17 protein-coding genes are annotated in these 23,499 nt (G+C 73.3%); 9 read left to right on the top strand and 8 right to left on the bottom strand.

Translation table 11 applies throughout. The features are described from left to right. Positions 1-7 precede the first annotated feature (7 nt). Positions 8-1,426, top strand: a complete 1,419-nt coding sequence (locus IG54_RS0103265) for a vWA domain-containing protein (protein WP_030777042.1) — start codon at positions 8-10, stop codon at positions 1,424-1,426. A 46-nt stretch (positions 1,427-1,472) separates the two neighbouring features. On the opposite strand, the gene IG54_RS0103260 is transcribed toward IG54_RS0103265, so the two are convergent. After that, positions 1,473-2,138, bottom strand: coding sequence for a hypothetical protein (locus IG54_RS0103260; RefSeq protein ID WP_030777038.1), 666 nt, complete (start codon positions 2,136-2,138; stop codon positions 1,473-1,475). A gap of 171 nt (positions 2,139-2,309) precedes the next feature. Here IG54_RS0103260 and IG54_RS0103255 point away from each other — a divergent pair, with 171 nt between their 5' ends. From IG54_RS0103255 to IG54_RS0103240, 4 genes are all read left to right on the top strand, one after another. Further along, complete coding sequence (locus IG54_RS0103255; RefSeq protein ID WP_030777035.1) at positions 2,310-3,623, top strand: ATP-grasp domain-containing protein; 1,314 nt, start codon at positions 2,310-2,312, stop codon at positions 3,621-3,623. A 181-nt stretch (positions 3,624-3,804) separates the two neighbouring features. Further along, positions 3,805-5,859, top strand: coding sequence for a CocE/NonD family hydrolase (locus tag IG54_RS0103250; protein ID WP_030777033.1), 2,055 nt, complete (start codon positions 3,805-3,807; stop codon positions 5,857-5,859). Between the two features lie 141 nt (positions 5,860-6,000). Continuing rightward, positions 6,001-7,551: an FAD-dependent oxidoreductase gene (locus tag IG54_RS0103245; RefSeq protein ID WP_030777031.1), complete on the top strand. Its 1,551-nt coding sequence runs from the start codon at positions 6,001-6,003 to the stop codon at positions 7,549-7,551. Between the two features lie 141 nt (positions 7,552-7,692). Then, positions 7,693-9,912 carry a WD40/YVTN/BNR-like repeat-containing protein gene (locus IG54_RS0103240; protein ID WP_030777028.1) on the top strand — a complete coding sequence of 740 codons (2,220 nt, stop codon included), beginning with the start codon at positions 7,693-7,695 and terminating at the stop codon, positions 9,910-9,912. On the opposite strand, the gene IG54_RS0103235 is transcribed toward IG54_RS0103240, so the two are convergent. The 4 genes from IG54_RS0103235 to IG54_RS0103220 are packed head-to-tail and all read right to left on the bottom strand — an operon-like array spanning position 9,891 to position 14,713. Further along, positions 9,891-11,039, bottom strand: coding sequence for an XdhC family protein (locus IG54_RS0103235; RefSeq protein WP_030777026.1), 1,149 nt, complete (start codon positions 11,037-11,039; stop codon positions 9,891-9,893). The two genes, IG54_RS0103240 and IG54_RS0103235, sit on opposite strands and share 22 nt — an antisense overlap. Beyond that, the gene (locus tag IG54_RS0103230) at positions 11,032-13,185 is read right to left on the bottom strand and encodes a xanthine dehydrogenase family protein molybdopterin-binding subunit (protein ID WP_030777023.1); all 2,154 of its coding nucleotides are present in this window, start codon (positions 13,183-13,185) and stop codon (positions 11,032-11,034) included. Before IG54_RS0103230 ends, IG54_RS0103235 begins: the two co-directional genes overlap by 8 nt. Next, entirely contained in the window at positions 13,182-14,174 is a 993-nt protein-coding gene (locus tag IG54_RS0103225) for an FAD binding domain-containing protein (RefSeq protein WP_030777019.1), read from the bottom strand. Before IG54_RS0103225 ends, IG54_RS0103230 begins: the two co-directional genes overlap by 4 nt. Beyond that, the gene (locus IG54_RS0103220; RefSeq protein ID WP_030777017.1) at positions 14,171-14,713 is read right to left on the bottom strand and encodes a (2Fe-2S)-binding protein; all 543 of its coding nucleotides are present in this window, start codon (positions 14,711-14,713) and stop codon (positions 14,171-14,173) included. The genes IG54_RS0103225 and IG54_RS0103220 overlap by 4 nt, the downstream gene beginning before the upstream one ends. A 235-nt stretch (positions 14,714-14,948) precedes the next feature. Between IG54_RS0103220 and IG54_RS0103215 the strand changes: the two genes are divergently transcribed. Continuing rightward, positions 14,949-15,527, top strand: coding sequence for a TetR/AcrR family transcriptional regulator (locus tag IG54_RS0103215; RefSeq protein WP_030777015.1), 579 nt, complete (start codon positions 14,949-14,951; stop codon positions 15,525-15,527). Here the strand turns inward: IG54_RS0103215 and IG54_RS0103210 are convergent. Then, positions 15,490-16,407, bottom strand: coding sequence for a DNA-binding protein (locus tag IG54_RS0103210; protein ID WP_199809490.1), 918 nt, complete (start codon positions 16,405-16,407; stop codon positions 15,490-15,492). The genes IG54_RS0103215 and IG54_RS0103210 overlap by 38 nt on opposite strands. A 240-nt stretch (positions 16,408-16,647) precedes the next feature. Here IG54_RS0103210 and IG54_RS0103205 point away from each other — a divergent pair, with 240 nt between their 5' ends. Genes IG54_RS0103205 through IG54_RS0103195 form a run of 3 tightly spaced genes read left to right on the top strand, consistent with a single transcriptional unit; the run spans position 16,648 to position 19,311 of the window. Next, positions 16,648-17,343, top strand: coding sequence for a type 1 glutamine amidotransferase domain-containing protein (locus tag IG54_RS0103205; protein ID WP_030777011.1), 696 nt, complete (start codon positions 16,648-16,650; stop codon positions 17,341-17,343). Positions 17,344-17,347: 4 nt separating this feature from the next. Then, the gene (locus tag IG54_RS0103200; protein ID WP_051819231.1) at positions 17,348-17,950 is read left to right on the top strand and encodes a TetR/AcrR family transcriptional regulator; all 603 of its coding nucleotides are present in this window, start codon (positions 17,348-17,350) and stop codon (positions 17,948-17,950) included. After that, entirely contained in the window at positions 17,950-19,311 is a 1,362-nt protein-coding gene (locus IG54_RS0103195) for an aldehyde dehydrogenase family protein (RefSeq protein ID WP_030777006.1), read from the top strand. Before IG54_RS0103200 ends, IG54_RS0103195 begins: the two co-directional genes overlap by 1 nt. Here IG54_RS0103195 and IG54_RS0103190 read toward each other — a convergent pair. Next, a complete protein-coding gene (locus tag IG54_RS0103190) occupies positions 19,308-19,997 on the bottom strand; it encodes a M15 family metallopeptidase (RefSeq protein ID WP_030777003.1) in 690 nt (229 codons plus the stop codon). The genes IG54_RS0103195 and IG54_RS0103190 overlap by 4 nt on opposite strands. A gap of 291 nt (positions 19,998-20,288) precedes the next feature. Then, positions 20,289-23,381, bottom strand: coding sequence for an AfsR/SARP family transcriptional regulator (locus IG54_RS0103185; RefSeq protein WP_234335945.1), 3,093 nt, complete (start codon positions 23,379-23,381; stop codon positions 20,289-20,291). Positions 23,382-23,499 lie beyond the last annotated feature (118 nt).

The raw sequence follows: 23,499 nt of genomic DNA, 5'->3' as shown, positions 1-23,499 counted from the left end.
CGGCCCCCTGACGGCCGACGCCGAGGGGGTCACCGGCAGGCTCGCCGGGCTCGTCAAGGCGCTGCGCTCCCACGGCCTGCGCATCGGCCCCGGTGAGACCGTCGACGCGGCGGCCGCCCTGGCGGCGCTCGGTCTCACCGACCGCGAACGCGTCAGGGAGGGACTGGCGGCCGCGCTGCTGCACCAGGAGAGCCAGCGGGCGGTCTTCGACCCCGTCTTCGATCTCTACTTCCCGCTGGGCGTGGGCGGGCCGGTGGACAGGAGCGCGTCGGCGGACAGGAGCGCGTCGCAGGACAGGAGCGCCGAGGCCGACCGGGAGGCGCTACGTGAGCGGTTGGTCGCCGCGCTCGCGGCCGACGACCGGGCGCTGCTCGGGCAGTTGGCGCGCGAAGCGGTGGACGGCTTCGGCCGGTACGGCTCGGGGCAGGGCTCGGACGGCTGGTCCTCCCACCAGACGCTCAGCAGGCTGCGGCCCGAGACGCTTCTCGCGCGTGTCCTCGCCGCTCTCCGCGCGGGCTCCACCGGCGAGGGCCCGGGAGCCGCCGCGTTCACGGACCGCCTGGAGCCCGATGAGATCCGGCGCCGCATCGAGGGGTTCCGGGAGCGGGTGCGGGCCGAGGCGCGTCGGCGGGTCGCCGAGCGGCGCGGCACGGAGGAGGTCGCCCGCCGGGCCGTCGAGACCACCGCCGACCGGGTCGACTTCCTGGTCGCGGGCCGCGCCCAGCTGGACGAACTCCGCAGGGCCGTTCATCCGTTGGCCCGCAAGCTCGCGACCCGGCTGGCCGCCCGCCGCAGGCATGCCGCGCACGGCACCATCGACCTGCGGCGCACGCTGCGCGGCTCGCTGTCGACCGGTGGTGTGCCGATGCGGCCCGTGCTGCGCCGTCGCCGTCCCGCGCGGCTCGAACTCGTACTGCTGTGCGATGTGTCCGGTTCGGTGGCGGGCTTCGCGAACTTCACGATGCTGCTGGTGCAGGCGCTGCACGACCAGTTCAGCAAGGTGCGCGTGTTCGCTTTCGTCAACCGTGTCGACGAGGTGACCGGGCTGCTCGCGCGCGGCTCCGCGGACCCGGCGGGCCTCGGCGCCCGCATCCTCGGCGAGGCGGCCGTGACGGACTGGCACGGCAGCAGTGACTACGGCACGTCCCTCGGCGAGTTCGCCGAGCGCCACCTCGACGCGGTCGGCCCGCGCACCGTGGTCCTCGTCCTCGGCGACGCCCGTACGAACATGAGGGACCCCAATCTGCCGGCGCTGCGACAGATCGCCGGGCGGGCCCGCCGGGTGCACTGGCTCAATCCCGAGCGGCGCGCGCAGTGGTCGACCGGTGACTCGGCGGCGTACGCGTACGCGGAACTGGTCGAGATGCACGAGTGCCGCAACGCCCGGCAGCTCGGCGAGCTGATCGCGCGGCTGCTGCCGGTGTGACCTGCGGCGAACTCCGCCCGCCGCAGGTCAGGCCTCGCCCGATAGGTCATCCGTTCGGTAGGTCATCGCCCGTCAGTTCATCGGCGACGGACTTGTCCAGGGCGGCGCGGACGAGCGCCGCCGACAGGGCCGCCGGGTCCGCGTTCCCGGCGAGGCGCAGCAGTTCCTCCTCGTCGTCGGGCAGGCCGAGCCGGTGCGCGCCTTGCAGGGCTTTGCCGCCCAGGCGGGGTGCCACCTCCGGCCACACCCGCTGCACCTCGCGCAGGAAGATGTCCGCGCCCGTCGGGCCGAGGCCGGGCACCGTCTGGAGCAGGCGGCGCAGCGCGGCGTCGTCGTCCGCCGCGTCCCGCAGGCGGCGCAGGTCGCCCCCGTACTCCCGCAGAATCAGCTCGGCGCCGTCCCCCAGGCGGGTGGAGGTGCTCTCGTCGTAGCGGCGGTACCCGCCGCGGCCCAGCGCGTCGACCCGCTGCTGCCACGTCGCCCCGGACATGCGCCGCGGGTCGCGCAGACCGGCGTCGAACAGTTCTTTGGCGGCACCCACGGCCGCGGCGCTGCGGATGCGGGCGCTCAGCAGTACGGACAGGACGAGCAGCTGGTACAGCGGCTGCGGAGTGTCGCGCAGCCGGATGCCCGCCTCCTCGGCGTAGGTGCGGCCGTGGGCGTCGAGCAGGGCTTGCACGACGGCACGGTCGCGGCCGTGTCGGTCGGCCATGGTTCTCCTCCCGGGTCGGTTCCTCTCCCCACCCCTCATGGCTCCCCGCCCTCATGGCTCCCCGCTCCTGATGGCCGAAAACGTGTGCGTGTCCGGCCTGCGGGTACACAGCCGCCCTGACGTCGGAGAAGAGCCGGACGAGAACCGCCGGACAAGAACGAGGGAGCATCTGTGGCTGCACGCCAAAAGAACGTATTCGTGATCGGCCTGGACGAGGCCAATCTGCCCACACTTCACGCCATCCCGCACGCGCGGGACTATCGCTTCCATCCGCTGCTCACGATCGACGAGCTACAGGGCGGCGAGGTCTCCGTGCCGGACCTGCTCGCGAAGGCGCGGGAGGTCCTCGACGGGTTCGACGGCGAGATCGACGCGATCGTGAGCTACTGGGACTTCCCCGGGAGCACCCTTGTGCCGATGCTGGGCGCCCAGTACGGCACCCGCAGCACCAGCCTTGAGTCGGTCGTCAAGTGCGAGCACAAGTACTGGAGCCGCCTTGAGCAGCAGAAGGTGGTCGACGAGCACCCCCGGTTCGGCCGCGTCGATCTGGACGCCGAGTCCCCGCGGCCTCCCGAGGGCGTGCGCTTCCCCATGTGGCTCAAGCCCGCCCTGTCGTACTCCTCGAAGCTGGCCTACAGCGTGAAGGACCAGGACGAGTTCGACGCGGCCGTGGCGAGGATCAAGGAGGGGATCGGTACGGTCGGGCGCCCCTTCGAGCACATCCTCGACCAGATCGAGCTGCCCGCGGAGATGGACGGGATCGGCGCCCAGGTCTGTCTCGCCGAGGAGGCGCTGTCGGGGATCCAGGTCGCGGTCGAGGGATACGTCCACCGGGGGGAGGTCACCGTCTACGGCGTCCTCGACTCCATCAACTACCCGGACTCCTCGTGCTTCCTGCGCCACCAGTACCCCTCCACCCTGCCGGAACCGGTCGTGCGGCGGCTGCACGACGTCTCCGTGCGCGTGATGCGGCAGATAGGCATGGACAACGCGACCTTCAGCATCGAGTACTTCTACGATCCCGGTACCGACGAGCTGAACCTGCTGGAGATCAACCCGCGGCACTCGCAGTCGCACGCGGAGCTGTTCGAGTACGTCGACGGCGTGCCGAACCACCACTGCATGGTCAGCCTCGCCTTCGACGAGGACCCGGCGATCCCCCATCGCGAAGGGCCCTGCGCGACGTCCGCCAAGTGGTACTACCGGTGGTTCGCCGACGGCGTGGTGCACAACGTGCCCACGCGTGAGGACATCGACCGCATCGAGCGCGAGATCGGGAACGTGCGGATCGAGGTCAACGTCGAGGAGGGGCAGCGGCTGTCCGACTCCGGTCACCAGGACAGTTACAGCTTCGAGCTGGCCCACATCTACACCGGGGGCGACAGCGAGGAGGACCTGCGCCGCAAGTACGACCGGTGCGTGGCCGCGCTCGGGCTCACCTTCGACGACACGGAGCCCGGCGGCCGCGACCAGACCAACGACTAGGGCCTGTCCGGCGGATCATGCCGCGGGCCGCGGGGCCTGGCACGCCGATCTGCGGCGCAGAAAGGTGACCGCCACCCAAGTACGGCCTGATCCGCCGGACAGGCCCTAGCACGAGCGGACAGAACCCCCAGGACTCCGCCTGTCCCGGCGGAGGAACCGACCGAGAGGATGGCACGGCCCCATGCGTTACGTGGGCAATCTCCCGTACGCGACCAAAGAGGAAGAACACGTCGTCGTACCGATGTCCGACGGCACCCGGCTCTCGGCGCGGATCTGGCGCCCGACGTCCTCGGACGACGCGCCCGTACCGGCCGTCCTGGAGTACATCCCGTACCGCAAGCGCGATCTGAGTTCCGTGCGCGACTCGATCCATCACCCCTACATCGCGGGGCACGGCTACGCGTGCGTGCGCGTGGACGTGCGCGGCACGGGCGAGTCCGAGGGCGTCCTGCGGGACGAGTACCTGGAGCGGGAGCAGACCGACGCCGAGGAAGTGCTCGCCTGGCTGGCCGAGCAGCCCTGGTGCGACGGGTCGACCGGCATGATGGGCATCTCCTGGGGCGCGTTCGCCGCTCTTCAGGTCGCCGCTCGGCGGCCGCCGAGCCTGAAGGCCATCGTCATCTCCTCGTTCACGGACGACCGGTACGCCGACGACATGCACTACATGGGCGGCGCGATGCTGTCGGACAACCTCGCCGAGGCCGGCACCATGTTCGCCTACGCCACCTGTCCGCCCGACCCGGCGGTGGTCGGCGAGCGCTGGCGCGAGATGTGGCACGAGCGGATGGACCAGGCACGCCCCTGGGTCCTGGAGTGGCTGCGCCATCAGCGCCGCGACGACTACTGGAAGCACGCCTCGGTCTGCGAGAACTACGAGGACGTCCGCTGCCCCGTCCTGGCCTCCAGCGGCTGGGCGGACGGCTACTCCAACGCCGTGACGCGGCTGCTCGGCCATCTGGACGTGCCGCGCAAGGGTCTGATCGGCCCCTGGTCGCACAAGTATCCGCACCTGGGTGAGCCCGGCCCCGCCATCGGCTATCTCCAGGAAGTGGTGCGCTGGTGGGACCACTGGCTCAAGGGCGAGGACAACGGCGTCATGGAGGGCCCGATGCTGCGGGCCTGGATGCAGGACAGCGTGCCGCCGTCGACCTCCTACGAGGAGCGGCCGGGCCGCTGGGTCGGCGAACCGGACTGGCCTTCGCCGCACATCGAGGAGGTCTCGCACCCCCTGATGCGTCACCGCATCGCCTGGCAGGGTGACCCGGCGCAGAGTGAGCCGGTGGCGGGACAGGACGCCGCCGGTGAGGCCATGACCGTCCAGTCCCCGCTGTCGGTCGGCCAGTTCGCGGGGAAGTGGGCCTCCTACAACGCCCCGCCCGACCTGCCCTACGACCAGCGAGAGGAGGACGGTGGCTCCCTGGTCTTCGACTCCCCCGAGCTGACCGAGCCGGTCGAGATCCTCGGCTCCCCCCGCGTCGACCTGGATCTGTCGGTCAGCGAACCGGTGGCCACGGTCGCCGCCCGCATCTCCGACGTCGCCCCGGACGGGCGGGCCACCCGGGTGACGTACGGCGTACTCAACCTGACCCACAGGGACGGCACCGGGCAGCCCGAACCCCTGGAGCCGGGGCGCCGCTACCGCGCGACCCTCCAGCTCAACAGCGTGGCCCAGTCCTTCCCGGCCGGCCACCGCATCCGGCTCTCGCTGTCCACGTCGTACTGGCCGCTCGCCTGGCCCCCGCCCCGGCCCGTCCTGCTCAGCGTGTACGAGGGCTCCAGCGCGCTGCGGCTGCCGGTGCGGCCGGTCGCCGAGCCGGACAACGCGCCGCAGCGCCCCTTCGACGAGCCCGAGGGCGCGGAGCCGCTGGCCACCACCCGGCTCTCGCCGCCGGACCAGCGCTGGGAGGTCCGGCGCGACCTGGTCGGCTACAACTCCGCGCTGGAGATCGTCAAGGACCGCGGCACCGTCCGCTTCGAGGAGATCGGCCTCGACGTCGGCTGCCGCGCCTTCGAGCGGTACACCTCCACGGGTGACGACTTCACGTCGGTGGCCGGCGAGTCGGAGTGGACGATGCGGTTCGCGCGCGACGACTGGGAGGTGAGTGTGCGGACCCGCACGGTGCTGCGGTGCGACGAGGAGAACTTCCTCGTCGACGCGACCCTCGACGGCTACGAGGGTGAGCGCCGCGTCTTCTCCCGTACGTGGAACGAGACGCTGCCCCGCGACTGGCTGTAGGACCGGCCACCCCAGAAGCACGCTATGCCCCTTTTGCGTAGCCTGTGGGCAAGATCCCCACCGGGTTGACCCGGTGGGGATCGGGGAACCCGCACGAACCCCGAGACCACGACCCACGAATCCCGAGACCAGGGAGCCACCATGGCCGTCACACCTCGTACCGGGCCACTGCCGGGCCGGCCCGAGTCGTACTGGATGGACACCAGCGACCCGACGTCGTATCCACCCCTGGCACAGGACATCGAGGTGGACGTCGCCGTGGTGGGCGGCGGCATCGCGGGGCTCAGCACGGCGTGGGAGGTGGCCCGCACCGGGCGGACGGTCGCCGTCCTGGAAGCCGACCGCATCGCCGCGGGCGTGACGGGCTACACCACCGCCAAGCTGTCCTCCCTGCACACCCTCGTGTACGAGCGGCTGCGCCGCACCCGCGGCCCGGAGGCCGCCCACCTGTACGCGCGGTCCCAGCAGGAGGCGGTGGAGCACGTGGCGGCCGTGTGCGCCGAGATCGGCGTCGACTGCCAACTGGAGCGCGCGCCCGCCTACACGTACACCACCCGCGCGGACGGCACCGACGAACTGCGCGCGGAGGCCGACGCGGCCCGCGAGGCCGGTCTGCCCGCGCGATACACGGAGGTCACCGATCTGCCCTTCGCCGTGGCGGGCGCGGTGCGCGTCGAGGACCAGGCGCAGTTCCATCCCCGCGCCTATCTGCTGGCGCTCGCCGAGGATCTCCGGACGCGGGGCGGTGTCATTCACGAGCGGACCCGGGTGACCGGCCTGCGCGAGGGATCCCCGTGCAGGGTGACCGCGGAGTCCGGGCACACGGTCACCGCGAAGGCGGTCGTCGTCGCCACCCACTACCCCGTCTTCGACCGCGCTCTGCTCTTCGCCAGGCTGTCGGCCAACCGCGAACTCGTCGTCGCCGCGCCGCTGGCCCCCGGGCAGGACCCCGGCGGCATGTACATCACGCAGGAGGAAGGCAAGCGCTCGGTGCGCACCGCGCCGTACGGGGACGACGGCGGGCGTCTCCTCATCGTGACGGGCGAGGGGTTCACCCCGGGCACGGGCGACGCCGCCGCCGGCTTCCGGGCGCTGGACGCGTGGATGCGGGAGCACTTCGACGTCGCGGAGACGGCCTACCGGTGGGCGGCCCAGGACAATTCCGTGACCGACGGTGTCCCCATGGTCGGGCCCTTCCATCCCGGGGCCCGCCACACCTACGTGGCCACGGGGTTCGGCGGCTGGGGCATGAGCGGCGGCGTCATGGCCGGGAGCCTGCTCGCCCGGCTGATCGACGGACAGAAGTCGCCGTGGGCCGACCTGTACGACCCGCGCCGGCTGCTCAGCACCGTGCGCGAGGCTCCGGCCCTGCTGAGCCAGCAGGCCGAGGTCGCCAAGCACTTCGTCGGGGACCGGCTGCGCACCCATGTCGACTCGGTGGACGAGATCCCGGCGGGCTCGGGTGCGGTGGTGCGGATCGACGGGCGCCGCTGCGCGGTGCACCGCGACGAGAGCGGCGCGCTCCACGCCGTCTCCGCCCGCTGCACGCACCTGGGGTGCCTGGTCGCCTTCAACCAGGCGGAGACCACGTGGGAATGCCCGTGCCACGGCTCGCGCTTCGGCACCGACGGGGAGGTTCTTCAGGGTCCGGCGACCTCTCCCCTGGAGCGGCGGGAGTTGCCGGGCTCGTGAGGCGGCCGGGGCCGCGGGCGGCGTCCAGCGCCCCTCGCGCGCGCTCGGTCCACAACGGCCAACTTCCGCCCTACTGTTCCTCCGCACCCTCTCGTAACGTCGGCACGGCTTGTCCTGGCCATGCCGACGAAGAGGGTGCTTATGCGAAGACGCCTGCTTCATCTGGTCCTCGCCCCGCTCGCGGGCGTAGTCCTCCTGGCAACCGCACCGGCGAGCGCGGCGCCGCCGGGGCCGGGCGACGTGTACCGCCCCGTCCGCGGGCCCGCCGCACCGGCCGAGTACCGCTATCTGCAAAAGACCGTGCCGGGAGAGCCGCTCCCCCGGCACGCCCACGAGAACGCCGCCGCGCAGGCACGCGAACTGCCCACCACCGGCGGCCGCTGGAAGGCCCTCGGCCCCACCAACATCGGCGGCCGGATCGTGTCGCTGGCCCTCGACCCGAAGCGGGCCGACACCCTGTACGCCGCCGCTGCCAGCGGCGGGATCTGGCGCAGCACGGATGCGGGGCGGACGTTCAAGTCCGCCTGGCCCGACGGCTGGACCCAAGCCATGGGCGCGGTCGCCACCGGCCCGGACGGCGCCCTGTACGCGGGCACCGGCGAGCCCAACCCCGGCGGCGGCAGCATCACGTACGAAGGCACCGGCCTCTACCGCAGCGCCGACGGCGGCCGGCACTGGCGGCGGATCGGCCTGCGCGACTCCGGCGCCATCAGCGCGATCACGGTCGATCCCCGCGACCCGCGCCGCGTCTACGTGGCCGCGGCCGGTTCGCTCTACAACGGCGGCGGCGACCGTGGCGTCTACCGCACGGAGAACGGCGGCAAGACCTGGCGGCGCATCCTGTCCGGCGCCAACGAGTTCACCGGAGCCACTGAGATCATCGTCCGGGGCAAGCGGCTGTACGCCGTGCTCTGGGACCACCGCCGCACGCCCGAGCTGCGCACCTACGGCGGTGTGGGCTCCGGGATCTTCCGCAGCGACGACGACGGCAGGTCCTGGCGGCGGCTCGGCGCAGGCCTCCCCGGGCGAGGACCGGACGTGGGGCGCATCGGCCTCGCCGTCGCGGGCGAGAAGGCGTACGCGATCGTCAACAGGACCAGCGGGCCCTTCGAGGGCTTCTACGCGTCCACCGACGGCGGCGACCACTGGCGGCGCACCCCGGCCGATCAGCGGCTGACCGCGTCGCAGTCGTCGTTCGGCTGGTGGTTCGGCAAGGTGTGGACCGACCCGAAGGACGCGGACCACGTACAGGTCGCGGGCGTGCCCCTGATGACCACGAAGGACGGCGGCGCCACCTGGAGCGCCGACGACACCAGCATCCACGTCGACCAGCACGCGATGGTGTGGGACCCGCGCCGGCCGGGTCGTGTCTATCTCGGCAACGACGGCGGCGTCTACCGCTCCGACGCGAACGGCGACGGCGGCTGGGTCAAGGCCAGGCACGAGCCGTACACCCAGCTCTACAGCGCGGCCATCAGCCCGCAGGACACCGCACGGATATCCGGCGGCGCGCAGGACAACGGCTCGCTGCGCTCCTGGGGCGGGGAGCGCTTCAACGAGTACCTCGGCGGGGACGGTGAGGAGAACCTGATCAACCCCACCGACGTGCACAACGTCTTCGCCTGCTACCAGTACGGCAACTGCTTCCGCTCCACCGACGGCGGCGACACCCTGACGTACTTCGCGGACAGGACGACGTTCAAGCGCCGCAACTGGTTCACACCCGTCGTCTTCGACCCGAAGGACCCTAAGGTCCTCTACTACGGCTCGGAGGTGGTGAACCGCTCCACCGACGGCGGCGCGACCTGGCGGCCCATCAGCCCCGACCTGTCCGGCGGGCCCGGCCCCGACCCGCTCTACACCAACTACGGAACGATCACGTCGATCGCGCCGGCGGGTGACGGCCGCACGGTCTACGCGGGCACCGACGACGGCCGGGTCTGGGTGACCGAGGACCTGGGCGCGCACTGGACGAAGCTGGCCGAGGGCCGCTCCTGGGTGACCCGCGTGGTGGTCGACCCGCGCGACCCCGACCGCGTGTACACCACCCACTCCGCCTACCGCTCCGGTTCCAACAAGGCCCATGTATACGGCAGTTCGGATGGCGGCAGGAGCTGGCAGGACCTCTCGGGCAATCTGCCGGACGCGCCCGTGAACGACCTCGTCCTCGGGCACGGCGGGCGGCTGCACGTCGGCACCGACCAGGGCGTGTTCACGTCCCGGTCCGGCAAGCCGACGTGGTCGCGGCTCGGGCGGGGCCTGCCCGCGGTCCCGGTCGACGACATCGAGTACGACGCGGGGCACGACCGTCTGGTGGCGGCCACGTTCGGCAGGGGCTTCTACGAACTGGCCGCCCGCTGAAGGCGGCTCGCGGGCGCCTCGTGGTGGATCGGCGTCCGTGAGCCGGTGAGCGGCAGTCCCGTGCCGCCCTGTCGGACCGCGACGATCTCCGCCGCGATCGACAGGGCGGTCTCCTCGGGCGTACGGGCGCCGAGGTCGAGGCCGATCGGCGAGTGCAGCCTGGCCAGTTCGTCCTCGGTGACACCGATGTCGCGGAGCCTGCGGTCGCGGTCCTCGTGGGTGCGGCGGCTGCCCATCGCGCCGACGAACGCGACGGGCAGCCGCAGCGCCGCGGCGAGCAGCGGCACGTCGAACTTGGCGTCGTGGGTGAGCACGCACAAGGCCGTGCGGCTGTCCGTGGCGGTGCGCTCCAGGTAGCGGTGCGGCCACTCGACCACGATGTCGTCCGCCTCGGGGAAGCGAACCGCCGTCGCGAAGACCGGGCGGGCGTCGCAGACCGTGACGTGATAGCCGAGGAACTTGCCTGCGCGGACCAGGGCCGCGGCGAAGTCGATCGCCCCGAACACGATCATGCGGGGCGGCAGCACGCTCGACTCGACGAGGAAGGTCAGGGCGCTCCCGCAGCGCGACCCGCTCTCCGAGACGACGAACTCGCCGGTGCGGCCGGCCGCCAACAGGGCGCGGCTCTCCCCCGCCGCCGTGCGGTCCAGCTCCGGATGCCCGCCGAGGCTCCCCTCGATCGTGCCGTCGCCGTGCACGACGATCGCCTTGCCGAGCAGGTCGGCGGGGCCCGCGGTGATCCGGGCGAGCGCGGCCGGCTCACCGTGGGCGGCGGCCGCGAGGGCGGTGGCGAGCAGCGCCCTGTTCGGCGCGTCCGCGGCCACCGGGGCGACCAGCACCTCGATGACACCGCCGCAGGTCAGGCCGACCGCGAAGGCGTCCTCGTCGCTGTACCCGAACCGCTCGACCACCACCTCGCCCGCGTGGAGGGCCTGGACGCACAGGTCGTACACCGCCCCTTCCACGCAGCCGCCGGAGACCGAGCCGATGGCCGTGCCCTCGCCGTCGACGGCGAGGGCCGCGCCGGGACCCCGCGGTGCGCTGCCGCCGACGCGCACGACGGTGGCGACCGCGAAGTCCCGGCCCTCCTGGACCCAGCGGTTCAGGTCGTCGGCGATGTCAAGCACTGCCGCCGCCCGCCGCGGTCACCCGGTCCTCGCTCACACCGTCCTCGATGACACGGTCCGGGCGGATCGGCAGGTGCCGGTGACGGACGCCCGTCGCGTGCCAGACGGCGTTGGCGATCGCTGCCGCGGCGCCCACGATGCCGATCTCGCCGATGCCCTTGATCCCGACCGGGTCGTCGGGGTCCGGGTCGTCCACCCAGTCCGCCTCGATGTGCGGCACGTCGGCGTGCGCGGCGACGTGGTAGCCCGCGAGGTCGGGGCCCACGGGTGCGCCCGTGGCCTGGTCCCTGACCGCCTCCTCGTGCAGCGCCATGGAAAGGCCCCAGGTCATTCCGCCGGTCAGCTGGCCGCGCGCGGTCAGCGGGTTGATGATCCGGCCCGCGGCGAAGATGCCGAGCATGCGGCGTACGCGCACCTCGCCGGTGGCGACGTCCACGGCGACCTCGGCGAACTGCGCGCCGTAGGAGTGACGTTCCTTCTGCGTGAGTGTGCCGAGCAGGGCGCCGGTGTCGGCCTTCGCGGTGATGCCCTCGGCGGGGATGTCGCCACCGGGGACGAGCTTGTCCCGCAGTTCGCGCGCGGCGGCCGTGACCGCCCAGCCCCAGGACCGGGTGCCCATCGAGCCGCCCGCGATCATCGCGAAGCCGAAGTCGCTGTCGGCGACCTGGACCCGGACGCGCTCGGGCGCCACCTCCAGGGCGTCGGCGGCGATCAGTGTGAGCGCGGTCCGCGCGCCGGTGCCGACATCGGCGGCGGCGATGCGGACGGTGAACGTCCCGTCGGCCTCGGCCGTCACGCCCGCCGTCGCCGGGCCGACGAGGACCGGGAAGGTCGCCGCGGCCATGCCGGTGCCGAGCAGCCAGCGTCCCTCGCGGCGCACGCGGGGGCGCGGGTCGCGCTCCGCCCAGCCGAACCTGCGGGCGCCCTCCTCGAAGCAGGCGGCGAGGTTGCGGCTGCTGAACGGCAGCCCGGAGACGGGTCCGACCTCCGGTTCGTTGCGAAGGCGCAGCGCGATGGGGTCCACGCCGCACTTCTCGGCCAGTTCGTCGAGCGCGCACTCCAGCGCGAAGGACCCCGGGGCCTCGCCGGGGGCGCGCATCCACGTCGGCGTCGGCACGTCGAGGCGCACCACGCGGGTGTGGGTGCGGTGCGCGTCGGCGTCGTACATCGGGCGTGCGAACCCCGCGCTCGGCTCGACGAATTCATGGACGGTCGAGCTGAGGTTCAGCGCTTGGTGGTCGAGGGCGCGCAGCTGTCCGTCGGGGTCCGCGCCGAGCCGGACGTGCTGCGCGGTGGGGCTGCGGTAGCCGACGAGGGAGAACATCTGTCGGCGGGTCAGCACGACCCGGACGGGTCGGTCGAGTACGGTCGCCGCCATCGCGGCGAGGACCTGGGGGACCCGCAGCCCCTTGGAGCCGAAGGCCCCGCCGACGTGCTCGGAGCGGACCCGCACCGAGCCGGGCTCCAGGGAGAACACCTTCGTCAGCTCGTCGGCGATCCAGTTGCTGCCCTGGTTGGAGTCGACGAGTTCGAGACGGCCGTTGTCCCAGCGCGCGGTCGCCGCGTGCGGTTCCATCGGGCTGTGGTGCTCTTCGGGCGTGGTGTACTGGGCGTCCACGACGTGGGCGCTGGCGGCGAGTTGGGCCTCCAGGTCGCCCTTCTCCGTGTGCATGCCGTCGGCCTCGGGCGTGTAGCTGCCGGGGCGCCCCGCGAAGAACGCGATGTCGTGCGGCTCCTGGGCGTAGTGGACCACCAGGGTCTCGGCGGCCTCCCTGGCCTGCTCGGACGTCTCCGCGACGACGAGCGCCACGGGCCAGCCCACGAAGGGCACCCGATCGTGCTGGAAGACCCCGACGACCGGGTCGGGCGAGCCCATGAGCCCCTGGTAGTGCACGTCGATGCGCGGCGCGTTCCCGTGGTGCAGGACGGTCAGGACGCCGGGCATCGCGAGGGCGGGTTCGGCCTCGACGGAGGTGACGCGGCCGCGGGCGATCGTGGAGAGCACCAGCCAGCCGTGGGCGAGGTCGGTGAAGGGGATCTCGGCGGCGTAGCGCGCGGCGCCGGTGACCTTGTCGCGGCCTTCGACGCGGGTGTGCGCGACGCCGACGGAGCCCGTCACCGCGGTGGGGCCGGTGGTCGTGGTCATCGGGTGGCCTCCTCGGCGAGTTCGGTCAGCAGGGCCACGACGAGGTTGCGCGTGAGCGTCACCTTGTACGCGTTGCCGGACAGCGGCTCGGCCGCGGCCAGTTCGGCGTCCGCCGCGGCGGCGAACGCCTCGGCGGTCGCCGGGCCCCCGGTCAGGGCCCGCTCGGCCGCCCGCGCCCGCCAGGGCCGGGACGCGACCGCCCCGAGGGCGAGGCGCACCTCGTGCACGACACCGTCCCTGACGTCGAGCGCCCCGGCTATGGAGCCGATGGCGAACGCGTACGAGGCACGCTCGCGCACCTTGCGGTAGCGGGAGTGGGCCGCGACCGGTGCGGGCGGCAGCGTGATGCCGGTGATGAGCGCGCCGGGCGGCAGCGCGGTCTCCAGATGCGGGGTGTCCCCCACCGGAAGATAGAACTCCGTGAGCGGCAACTCCCCCGGCCCGTCGAGCGTTTCGTAGGTGACGACGGCGTCGAAGGCGGCGAGCGCCACCCCCATGTCGGAGGGGTGGATGGCCACGCAGTGCTCGGTGGCGCCGAGGATCGCGTGGTTGTGGTGTTCGCCCCGGACGGCGGAGCAACCACTGCCGGGGGTGCGCTTGTTGCACGGCTTGCTCAGGTCGGTGAAGTAGCCGCAGCGGGTGCGCTGGAGCAGGTTCCCGCCGACGGTCGCCATGTTGCGCAGCTGGCCGGAGGCGCCCGCGAGGACGGCCTCGGCCAACGCCGGGTAGCGGCGCCGCACTTCGGGGTGGGCGGCGAGGTCGCTGTTGGTGACGGTCGCCCCGATGCGCAGTCCGCCGTCGTCGGTGGACTCGATGCCGTCCAGGGGCAGTTCGCGTACGTCGACGAGGAGCGCGGGCCGTTCGACGCCGGTCTTCATCAGGTCGACGAGGTTCGTGCCGCCGCCGAGGTAGCGGGCGTCGGGGTCGGCGCCGAGCAGGGCGACCGCCCCGGGCACGTCGTGCGCCCGCTGGTATCCGAAGTCCCTCATACGCTCTCCTTCTCGGCGCGGGCCGCCTCCGCGACGGCCTGCACGATCGACACGTACGCGCCGCAGCGGCAGAGGTTGCCGCTCATCCGCTCGCGGATCTCCTCCGCGGTGAGTTCGGGCACGCCCGCTTCGGGCCGCACGTCGGTGGTGGCGGCGCTCGGCCAGCCCGCCGCGTGCTCCTCGATCACGCCGAGGGCGGAACAGATCTGGCCGGGTGTGCAGTAGCCGCACTGGAGGCCGTCGAGGTCGAGGAACGCCTGCTGCACGGGGTGCAGCCGGTCGCCGTCGGCGACGCCCTCGATGGTGGTGATCTCGCGCCCCTCGGCGGCGACCGCGAGTTGCAGACAGGACACGGCGCGGCGGCCGTCGATCAGCACCGTGCAGGCACCGCACTGGCCCTGGTCGCAGCCCTTCTTGGTGCCGGTGAGGTCGAGCCGCTCGCGCAGCGCGTCGAGCAGGGTGGTGCGGTGGTCGACGGTCAGTGTGTGCTTCTCGCCGTTGATATGGAGGGTGAGGGCACTGGACGTCGATGGGGCCATGAGCAGCCTTCTTTCGCGTATCGCACCGGACGAGGCGGTCCCGGCGCGAGGTTCGGGAGAGGTGGCGCTGTACAGAGAAGGAGAAGGGCGACCAGAGGCGGGAGATCGGCCCGCGCGGCCGTTTCCGGCGCTAGGGTGGCCCTAAGCGGACAGTTGTCCATGAGCCTTCGAACTTAGCGGACAGGTGTCCGCTTAGCAAGGCCGAATCGGGCCGTGAGGCGCGGGAGGAGAGCGAGTGGGGCAGCACAAGGACGCACCCTTGCGCTCGGACGCGCAGCGCAACCGCGAGCGCATCCTGGAAGTGGCCCTGGTGGAGCTGACGCGGGCGAGCGACGCGCCGTTGAGCACGATCGCGCGGAAGGCGGGCGTCGGGCAGGGGACGTTCTACCGCAACTTCCCCAATCGCGAGGCGCTCGTCCTGGAGGTCTACCGCTTCGAGGTCCAGCAGGTCTGCGACGCCGCCTGCCAGCTGCTCCACACCCGGCCGCCCGACCAGGCCCTGCGGGAGTGGATGGACCGCCTCGTGCAGTACGCGATGGCCAAGGCGGGCCTCGCCGACGCCATACGCCGGGCGACCAGCGCGCTCGGCAGCCTGGCGGGGGTGGGCCACGGACCGTTGACGCACGCCGTGGCGGTCCTTTTGGAGGCGAACGAGAAAGCGGGCACCATCCGGTCCGGGGTGACCCCCGACGACTTCCTGCTGGCCATCGCCGGGCTGTGGCAGATCGATCCGCACGGCGAGTGGCAGGCGCGCGCGGGGCGCCTGATGGACCTCGTCATGGACGGGCTGAAAGCCGGCGCTCCGGGGCGCTGAGGGCCTCGGGCGGCGGGGCGCCCAGCACCTCCAGGAGGTGCGCCGCCCCGTCGCGCGCCGAAGGGGTGGCCGTCGTGCTGCCGCGCAGCCGGGTCGCGGTGGCGGCGAGCGAGCCGAGCGTGCGGGCGGAGGCGATGCGGGCGGCGCGGGGCGCGAGGTCCGCGATGACGCCCTCGGCCTCCCGCCAGGCGCCGGCCCCCGTGAGCGCCGCGAGCAGTTCCGCGCCGAACAGGTCGCGGTAGGCGGGGCCGCCGGGGGCCGTCGCGGCCCGGCGCAGGAGCGGGATCGCCCGGTCCCAGCGGCCCAGCCGGGCCAGCACCCAGCCCTGGTGACCGAGGAGTTCGGTGTCGTCGATCCACCAGGCCCAGGGCGGGTCGTGGCGGGAGACGCCGTCCAGGAAGCGGCCGCGGGCCCGGGAGACCAGCGCCTCGGGCTCACGGTCGCCACCGAGCAGGGCGATGGCGTGGGCCCGGCGGATCAGGACGAGGGCCTCCACCCTGGGCGGGAGGGCACGGGAGCCGTACACCCGGGAAGCGGTCTCCAGAGCGGCGCGGGACCTGCCGGTGTGGGCCTGGAGCATGCTGTGGTTCAGCAGCACGAGGCGTGCCGTCCAGCGGTCGCCGCACAGCTCCGCGAGGGCCAGCGCCCGCGCGTTCGCCCGGTGGGCGGGGCGGTGGAGTCCGGCGTCGAAGAGGATCCAGCCGATGACCTCGCACAACTCGGCCAACTCCGCGAGCAGTTCACGGTCCAGGCCTCGCAGCCGCTCGGGGTCGGCGGACAGCTCGGGCACGGACCGCACGGCCTCGCGCGCCGCGGGGACGGCCGCGCGGGCGCCCTGGGTGGCGTCCAGAGCGAGGAGGCGCTGGATGGCGCCGGTCACCCTGGTAAGGGTCGAGACCTGCCGCTCATCGCTCCGACCCGGCATCGCGCGTCCCCCTGTCACGTAGGCCGCACCCCGGCCCTCGCCCCGACGCTATTCCGAAAACCCCCATCGGATTTCCGATGCCTCGTATTTATTTCCGCATTGGATACTTATGTCCGATCGGTCTACGGTCGATACATCGCCACGCTGACGCTCTGAGCACAGAACGTCAGACCGCACTCCCCCCGGAGACCCACCATGTCGAAGATCCTTTTCGTTGTCACCGGCGCCGACCAGTGGACGCTGGCGGACGGCAGCAAGCACCCCACCGGGTTCTGGGCCGAGGAGGCCGTCGCCCCCTACGAGGCGTTCAAGGCCGCCGGCCACGAGATCGTCGTCGCCACCCCGGGCGGCGTGGTGCCCACCGTCGACCGCGGCTCCCTCGCCCCCGAGGCCAACGGCGGCCAGGAAGGCGCGGACAAGGTCGCCGCCTCGCTCGCCGCGTTCACCGAGCTTCAGGGGCCGATCCGGCTGGAGGACGTGGACCTCGCCGACTACGCCGCCGTCTTCTACCCCGGCGGCCACGGCCCCATGGAGGACCTCGCCACCAACGCCGACTCCGGCAGGCTCCTCGCCCTCGCCCTGGAGATCGGCATGCCGCTGGGTGTGGTCTGCCACGCCCCGGCCGCCCTGCTCGCCGCCACGAAGGACGACGGTTCGAACGCCTTCGCCGGGTACCGCCTGACCGGTTTCACCAACGCCGAGGAGCGCCAGGCCGGTCTCGCCGAGCGGGCCAAGTGGCTGCTCCAGGACCGTCTCGTCGAGGCCGGAGCCGACTTCCAGGAGGGTGAGCCGTGGGCCCCGAAGGTGGTCGTCGACCGCAACCTCGTCACGGGCCAGAACCCCGCCTCCTCCGCCCCGCTCGCCACCGAGCTGCTGAAGAAGCTGGCCTGATGCCATGAGCGCCGACCGGCTCGACGAGGTCCTCGACGCCGCCTACGACTGCCTCACGCGGTACGGCGCGCGGCGCACCACGATGGACGACATCGCCTCCGCCATGGGCGTGTCCCGGTCAGCGGTCTACCAGTACGTACGCAGCAAGGACGACGCCTTCCGCCGGCTCGCCGGACGCCTCCATGAGCAGGCGCTCCGGCGGGCCCGGGAGGCGGCCGAGGCGGACGCCCCCTACGGGGAGCGGCTGCACGGCGTCCTGGCCGCCAAGCTCGACCTCGTACTCCAGCTGGCCGGGGACTCCCCGCACGCCACGGAGCTGCTCGACGGGAAGACCCGCCTGTTCGGTGAGATCTGCGGGTCGTTCACCTCGGACCTGCGCCGCCTCCTGATCGCCCTGTTGACCGAGGCGGGCACCGCGGACGGCGTCGAGCCGCCCGAGGCCGCCGACATCTGCGTCGCGCTGGTCGTCGGCCTGGAGTCGATGCCCGGCGCCCGTGGCCTGCTCGCCCCGGCGACCGCCGCCCTCGCCACCGGCCTGCTCGGCGAGGCCCGCTCCTCCCACCAGCACAGCACCGCCCCTTTCCGCACCACCCGAGGAACCTCCTGATGAACACCGCCGTCACACCCACCGACCGCGCCCAAGGCACGGAGGACACCGAAGACACCGCGGCCCTCGTGGCCCGCCTGCGCGCCACCTTCGCCACCGGCCGCACCCGCCCCCTCGCCTGGCGTGAGGAGCAGCTGACCCGGCTGCGCGCCCTGTTCACCGAGAACCGCGAGGCGATAGCGGACGCGCTCCACAGCGATCTGCGCAAGCCGCGCGCCGAGGCGTACGCCGCCGAGGTCGACCTCCCCGTACGCGAGATCGACCACACGCTGACCCATCTGGCCCAGTGGCTCACCCCGACGTCGCTCGGCCAGGAATCCCTCGCCGGGCTGCCGCAGGGCTCCACCGCGGGTACGCAGTACGAGCCACTGGGCACCGTGCTGGTCATCGCGCCCTGGAACTATCCCGTCCAGCTCTCGCTCGTGCCGGTCGCGGGCGCGCTCGCCGCGGGCAACGCCGTCCTCCTCAAGCCGAGCGAGCTGGCCCCCGCCACCTCGGAGCTGATGGCCCGGCTGGTGCCCCGGTACCTGGACCCGGAGGCGGTCGCCGTCGTCGAGGGCGGCGTCCCGGAGACCACCGAGCTGCTCGCCCAGCGCTTCGACCACATCTTCTACACCGGCAACGGCACGGTCGGCCGCATCGTGATGCGCGCCGCCGCCGAGCATCTGACGCCCGTCACGCTCGAACTGGGCGGCAAGTCACCGGTCTTCGTCGACCGGGACGCCGACGTCTCCGTGGTGGCCGCGCGCCTGGCGGACACCAAGTTCCGCAACGCCGGGCAGACGTGCGTCGCGCCCGACTACGTCCTGACCGACCCCGCCACCGCCCGCGCCCTCGAAGTCGCCCTCGCCGAGGCCGTGGAGGGCATGTTCGGCCCGGACCCGCAGTCCTGCGAGGCGTACGGGCGCATGGTGAACCAGCGGCACTTCGACCGCGTGTCCGCCCTGCTCGACTCGGGGACGACGGTGTTCGGCGGGCACACCGACCGCGACGACGTCTACATCGCGCCGACCGTCCTGGCCGGGGTGAAGGGGGACGACCCCGTCATGCGGGAGGAGATCTTCGGTCCCGTCCTGCCCCTCGTCGAGGTCGAGGACCTGGACGAGGCCATCGCCTTCATCAACGACCGCGACAAGCCCCTCGCCCTCTACGGCTTCACGGAGAACGAGACCACCCGGCGGCGCCTCGCCGCGGAGACCTCCTCCGGCGGGCTCGGCTTCGGGCTGCCGATGGCCCATCTGCGCGTCCACGACCTGCCCTTCGGCGGCGTCGGCGAGAGCGGCATGGGCAGCTATCACGGCCCGCACTCCATCGCCGCGTTCAGCCACCGCCGCGCCCGCCTCGACGTGCCCCTCGGCTAGAGCGTGCCGGTCACGCCCTGCGGCCCCGTGCGCGCGCAGAAGGTCACGGGGCCGTAGTGGGCGGCGGGCGCGCTGGTCGTATGCGCCCAATAGCGGTCGCCGTAGGACCAGTGCCACCACTCCGTGGGGTAGTTGACCAGGCCCGCCGTGGTCAGCGCGGCGCCGAGGGTGCGGCGGTTGCGGCGGGCCTGGGCGGAGATGCGGTCGGTGTCGGTGTAGCAGGCGCCGTCGCTCTCCTCGGGGCTCGCGTTCACCGGTGTCCCGAGGTCGAGTTCGACGCCCGCGGCGGTGCACAGCGTCACGTCGACGGCGGCGCCCGCGACGTGCGGGCCCACCTCCGGCGGTGACAGGGAGCGGCTCGTCTGCCGGTGCAGGTGGTCGGCCGACCAGTCGGGGTGGGCGCGCCTCAGCTCGGCCGCGTACTCCTCGAAGTACTTGATCTGGAGGTCGAGCGGGCGGTAGCCCTCGGTGACCAGCAGCCGCAGCCCCTCAGGCAGCAGCCGGGCGGCGCGGGCCAGGCGCCATACGACGCCCTCGCGCAGCTGGGCGTAGGCCCCCGCCGGGTCCGCGAGGCGCTCGTCGACGTCGACGAACGGCAGATGGCGCAGGTCGACGAGGGCCTCGCCGCATTCGTGGACCGGGATGCCGACCACGCGGGGATCGCTCATGAGGATGATCGACGGCACGCTCGGCCCCTTCTCGTGTCAGGAGTGACGGGCACAGCTCCGGGGGCGGGCTGCCGCCCGCCCCCGGAGTCCCCCGCCTCGCGGTGGCCCGACGCGAAGGACGGCCCATACGGCCGGCGTCGCGGTCGTATGGGCCGTGCCGTGCAGGCAACAAAGGCCTTTCCCCCGTTAGATCCCCCGTTGCTGTCGACCCCTTGGTGCCGCCGACACGTAGAGCATCGCGCGGGCCGCTGCAAGTTCTCTGCAAAATCACGGCAAGTGCCTCCATGGCCGCGGTGGGAGCCGCGGCGGTCACATGCCCGGTTCATCCCGCTCCCGCGCCTCGTACGCGGTGAAGACCTCCCGTGCCTCGGCGCGCAGCGCGAGCGCCTGTGCGCGGTCGCCCACGGCCTCGCGCGCCGTGGCGAGATCGCGCAGGGTCCGCGCCCGGGGCAGCGGCAGCTCCAGCGCGGCCCAGTGGGCGGCCGCCGCCGTCAGGTGCTTCTCCGCGGCGTCGGGACGGCCCGCGGCGAGTTCGCACTCGCCGAGGGTGCGCAGGGCGAGCGCTTCGCCGAAGCGGTCGTGGTGGTCGCGGCACGTCTCAAGGACGCCCCGCAGGTCGGCGGCCGCCTCGTCGCAATGGCCGAGGCGGAAGCGGCACTTGGCCCTCGCCTGCACCGCGTACGCCGACATGAGCGGGTCCCCGATGAGGCGCAGCAGGTCCACCGCTTGTCCCGCCAGCTCCTGCGCCTCCTCGTACGCGCCGAGCGCGCGGTGCACGAGGCTGAGCGAGCGCAGCGTGAGCGCCTCGCCGCGGCGGCTGCCGAGCCTGCGGTAGGCCCGCAGGGACTCGTCGAGGAGGACGAACGCCTCCTCGTGCTCGCCCAGTTCGAGGTGGACCGTGCCTGCGAACCGACAGGAGAGCCCGAGCCCCGGGTCGTCCTGGAGCCCGCGGAAGCCCTCGACGGCCTGGGAGAGCACGTCGAGCGCGGAGCGCAGCCGACCCGCCTCGCGCAGGGCGCTGCCGAGCCCGGCGAGGGCGGCGGCCCTGCCGCGCGCGTCACCGAGTTCGGCGCAGAGCCCGGCGGCCTGGCGGAAGTAGTCCTGCGACTCGTCGAACCGGTCCTGTTCGTAGCGGAGCTGGCCGAGCCCGATGAGCAGCAGGGCCTCTCCGGAGTGGTCCTCGGCGCGGCGGGCGGCCGCCAGGGCCGCGTCGTGGCTGCGCCACCAGGCCTCGAAGCGGTTGCCCACCGCGTACGCGGACGAGCACAGGGCGGCGGCGGCCTCGCAGGCCAGGGTGTGCAGGTCGTAGGCGGCGGCCCGCTCGACGGCGGCGGCGAACGCGTCGGCCTCGGCCTCGAACCAGGCGGACGGGTCGGCGAGCGCCCGCCGGGTGGCCTCGGGCCCGACGGGCCGCACGAGGTGGCGCATGGCGTCCGACGCGGCGCCGACCGGGCCGCCGGAGTCCAGGAAGCCGCGGTGCAGTTCGACCGCGCCGGACGGGGTGGCGGAGGCGACGCGACCGGTGAGCCAGAGCCCGGCGCCGAGCGCCCTGCCGACGGCGGCGGAGCGTTCGGCGGGGGTGTCCTCGGCCTCGGCGCGCTCGGCGGCGTACACCTGTACGAGGTCGTGGGGTCGGTACCGGGGCTGTCCGGCGCGGTCGACGACGGTGCAGTGCAGCAGCTGGGCGTCGATCAGCTGCTCCACGACGCGCTCCGCCTCGGTCTCCGTCACGTCGAGGAGAGCGGCGACCACCCAGGAGGCGACGTCCGGCGCGGCGAGCAGGCCGAGGCGGCGCAGCGCGGTGCGGGCCGGGGCGTCCAGGGCCCGGTAGCTCAGGCCGAGCCCGGCGCGGACCTCCAGGTCCCCGACGGAGAGTTCGTCCAGGCGGTGGTGTTCGTCGGCGAGTCTCTCGGCGAGTGTGCGGGCCGTCCAGTGTCTGCGGGTGGCGAGGCGGGCCCCGGCGATGCGCAGGGCCAGCGGCAGTCCGCCGCACAGCTCGACGATGCGGCGGACGGCGTCGGGCTCGTCGCGTACGCGTTCGGCGCCGGCGACCCGGGCGAGCAGGTCGGCGCCGGGCTGGGTGTCGAGCACGTCGAGGTCGGTGCGGTGGGTGCACGGCAGCGCGCCGAGCCGGGCGCGTGCGGTGATCAGCACGCCGCAGGTGGCACTGCCCGGGAGCAAGGGGCGCACCTGGGACTCGCTGCCCGCGTCGTCGAGGACGAGCAGGACGCGGCGCCCCGCCACCAGACTCCGGAAGAGATCCCTCCGTTCGGCGTCTCCCTCGGGCGGGTTGGCCCCGAGGGCGCGCAGCAGGCGGCCGAGTACCTCGCCCGGGGCCACCGGGTCGGTGGCCCCGCGCAGTTCGGCGTAGAGCTGGCCGTCCGGGTAGGCGGCGGCGACGCGGTGGGCGGCGGTGACGCCGAGGACGGACTTGCCGATGCCGCCGGGTCCGGTCACGGCGACGACCGGCATGGTCTCGCGCGAAGCGTCTCCCGTGAGCGCGGCTTGCACCGCGCTGAGCTGCTCCTCGCGTCCGGTGAAGTCACCGATGGCGGGCGGCAGAAGGGCCGGGGCGGGCATCGGGGCCTCGTCGCGGGAGCGGGCGGCGGGCACGCGTTCGCCGTCGGTGGGGCCCGGTGTGCTCGCCGCCGCGGGCAGCAGGTCCTCGTCCGCCCGCAGGATGGCCTCGTGCATCGCCCTCAGCCCCGGCCCGGGGTCGATGCCCAGCTCCTCGGCGAGTACGTCGCGGCCCTCCGCGTACACCGCGAGCGCGTCGGCCTGGCGGCCCAGCCGGTAGAGGGCGAGCATCAGTTGGCCGCGCAGCCGCTCGCGCGTGGGGTGGGTGGCGACGAGGGCGGTGAGTTCGCCGACCAGCTCCGTCTCGCGGCCCGCCTGGGCGAGGTCCGCGGCGATGCGCTCCTCCAGTGCCGCCTGCCGGGCCTCCTCCAGCTGGTCGGCCATGGCCCGCAGCGTCTCGCCTATCCCGCCGAGGGCGGGGCCTCGCCAGAGCGCGAGGGCCTCGCTCAGGAGCCGGGCGGCGCCGGCGTGATCACCGGCGGCCGCCGCCTGCCGCCCCTGTGCCGTGAGCCGCTCGAACGCGACGCGGTCGACGACTTCCGCGTCCGCGTGGATCAGATATCCGGGCGGTTGTGTCTCGATGACGTCGGCGGACAGCGCGCGGCGCAGCGCCGAGACGTACGACTGGATCAGGGACCGGGCCGTGTCCGGCGGCCGGTCACCCCAGATCGCGTCGATCAGGGCGTCGGCGGAGACCACCCGGCCGGGCTCGAGGAGCAGCGCGGCGAGCAGCGCCCGCGGTTTGGGGCCGCCGAGCGCCAGGCGGCGCCCCTCGCGCCATGCCTCGACCGGTCCCAGCAAGCGGTAGTGCATGTCCGTTTCCACGCCCATCTCCATGGGTCCTTGCCCCGCACCGCCCCCGCTCCCTGATCCCCGCTCCTCGAACCCCTCGCCGTACCCCTGCCCCCGATCGACTGGTCATGGTACGTCCGCTCGGCGCCAA

Origin of the sequence: Streptomyces sp. NRRL S-920 (assembly GCF_000717945.1) — a bacterium.
Classification (GTDB): domain Bacteria; phylum Actinomycetota; class Actinomycetes; order Streptomycetales; family Streptomycetaceae; genus Streptomyces; species Streptomyces alboniger.
Note: the sequence above shows the minus strand (reverse complement) of the source record. Positions and strands in the feature narration are given on the sequence as shown.

What these genes read in the sequence shown, in the direction of transcription:
- IG54_RS0103260 (WP_030777038.1), bottom strand. Translation starts at nt 2,138, where the DNA reads ATGGCCGACCGACACGGCCGCGACCGTGCCGTCGTGCAAGCCCTGCTC.
- IG54_RS0103250 (WP_030777033.1), top strand. Translation starts at nt 3,805, where the DNA reads ATGCGTTACGTGGGCAATCTCCCGTACGCGACCAAAGAGGAAGAACAC.
- IG54_RS0103245 (WP_030777031.1), top strand. Translation starts at nt 6,001, where the DNA reads ATGGCCGTCACACCTCGTACCGGGCCACTGCCGGGCCGGCCCGAGTCG.
- IG54_RS0103240 (WP_030777028.1), top strand. Translation starts at nt 7,693, where the DNA reads ATGCGAAGACGCCTGCTTCATCTGGTCCTCGCCCCGCTCGCGGGCGTA.
- IG54_RS0103230 (WP_030777023.1), bottom strand. Translation starts at nt 13,185, where the DNA reads ATGACCACGACCACCGGCCCCACCGCGGTGACGGGCTCCGTCGGCGTC.
- IG54_RS0103225 (WP_030777019.1), bottom strand. Translation starts at nt 14,174, where the DNA reads ATGAGGGACTTCGGATACCAGCGGGCGCACGACGTGCCCGGGGCGGTC.
- IG54_RS0103220 (WP_030777017.1), bottom strand. Translation starts at nt 14,713, where the DNA reads ATGGCCCCATCGACGTCCAGTGCCCTCACCCTCCATATCAACGGCGAG.
- IG54_RS0103205 (WP_030777011.1), top strand. Translation starts at nt 16,648, where the DNA reads ATGTCGAAGATCCTTTTCGTTGTCACCGGCGCCGACCAGTGGACGCTG.
- IG54_RS0103200 (WP_051819231.1), top strand. Translation starts at nt 17,348, where the DNA reads ATGAGCGCCGACCGGCTCGACGAGGTCCTCGACGCCGCCTACGACTGC.
- IG54_RS0103195 (WP_030777006.1), top strand. Translation starts at nt 17,950, where the DNA reads ATGAACACCGCCGTCACACCCACCGACCGCGCCCAAGGCACGGAGGAC.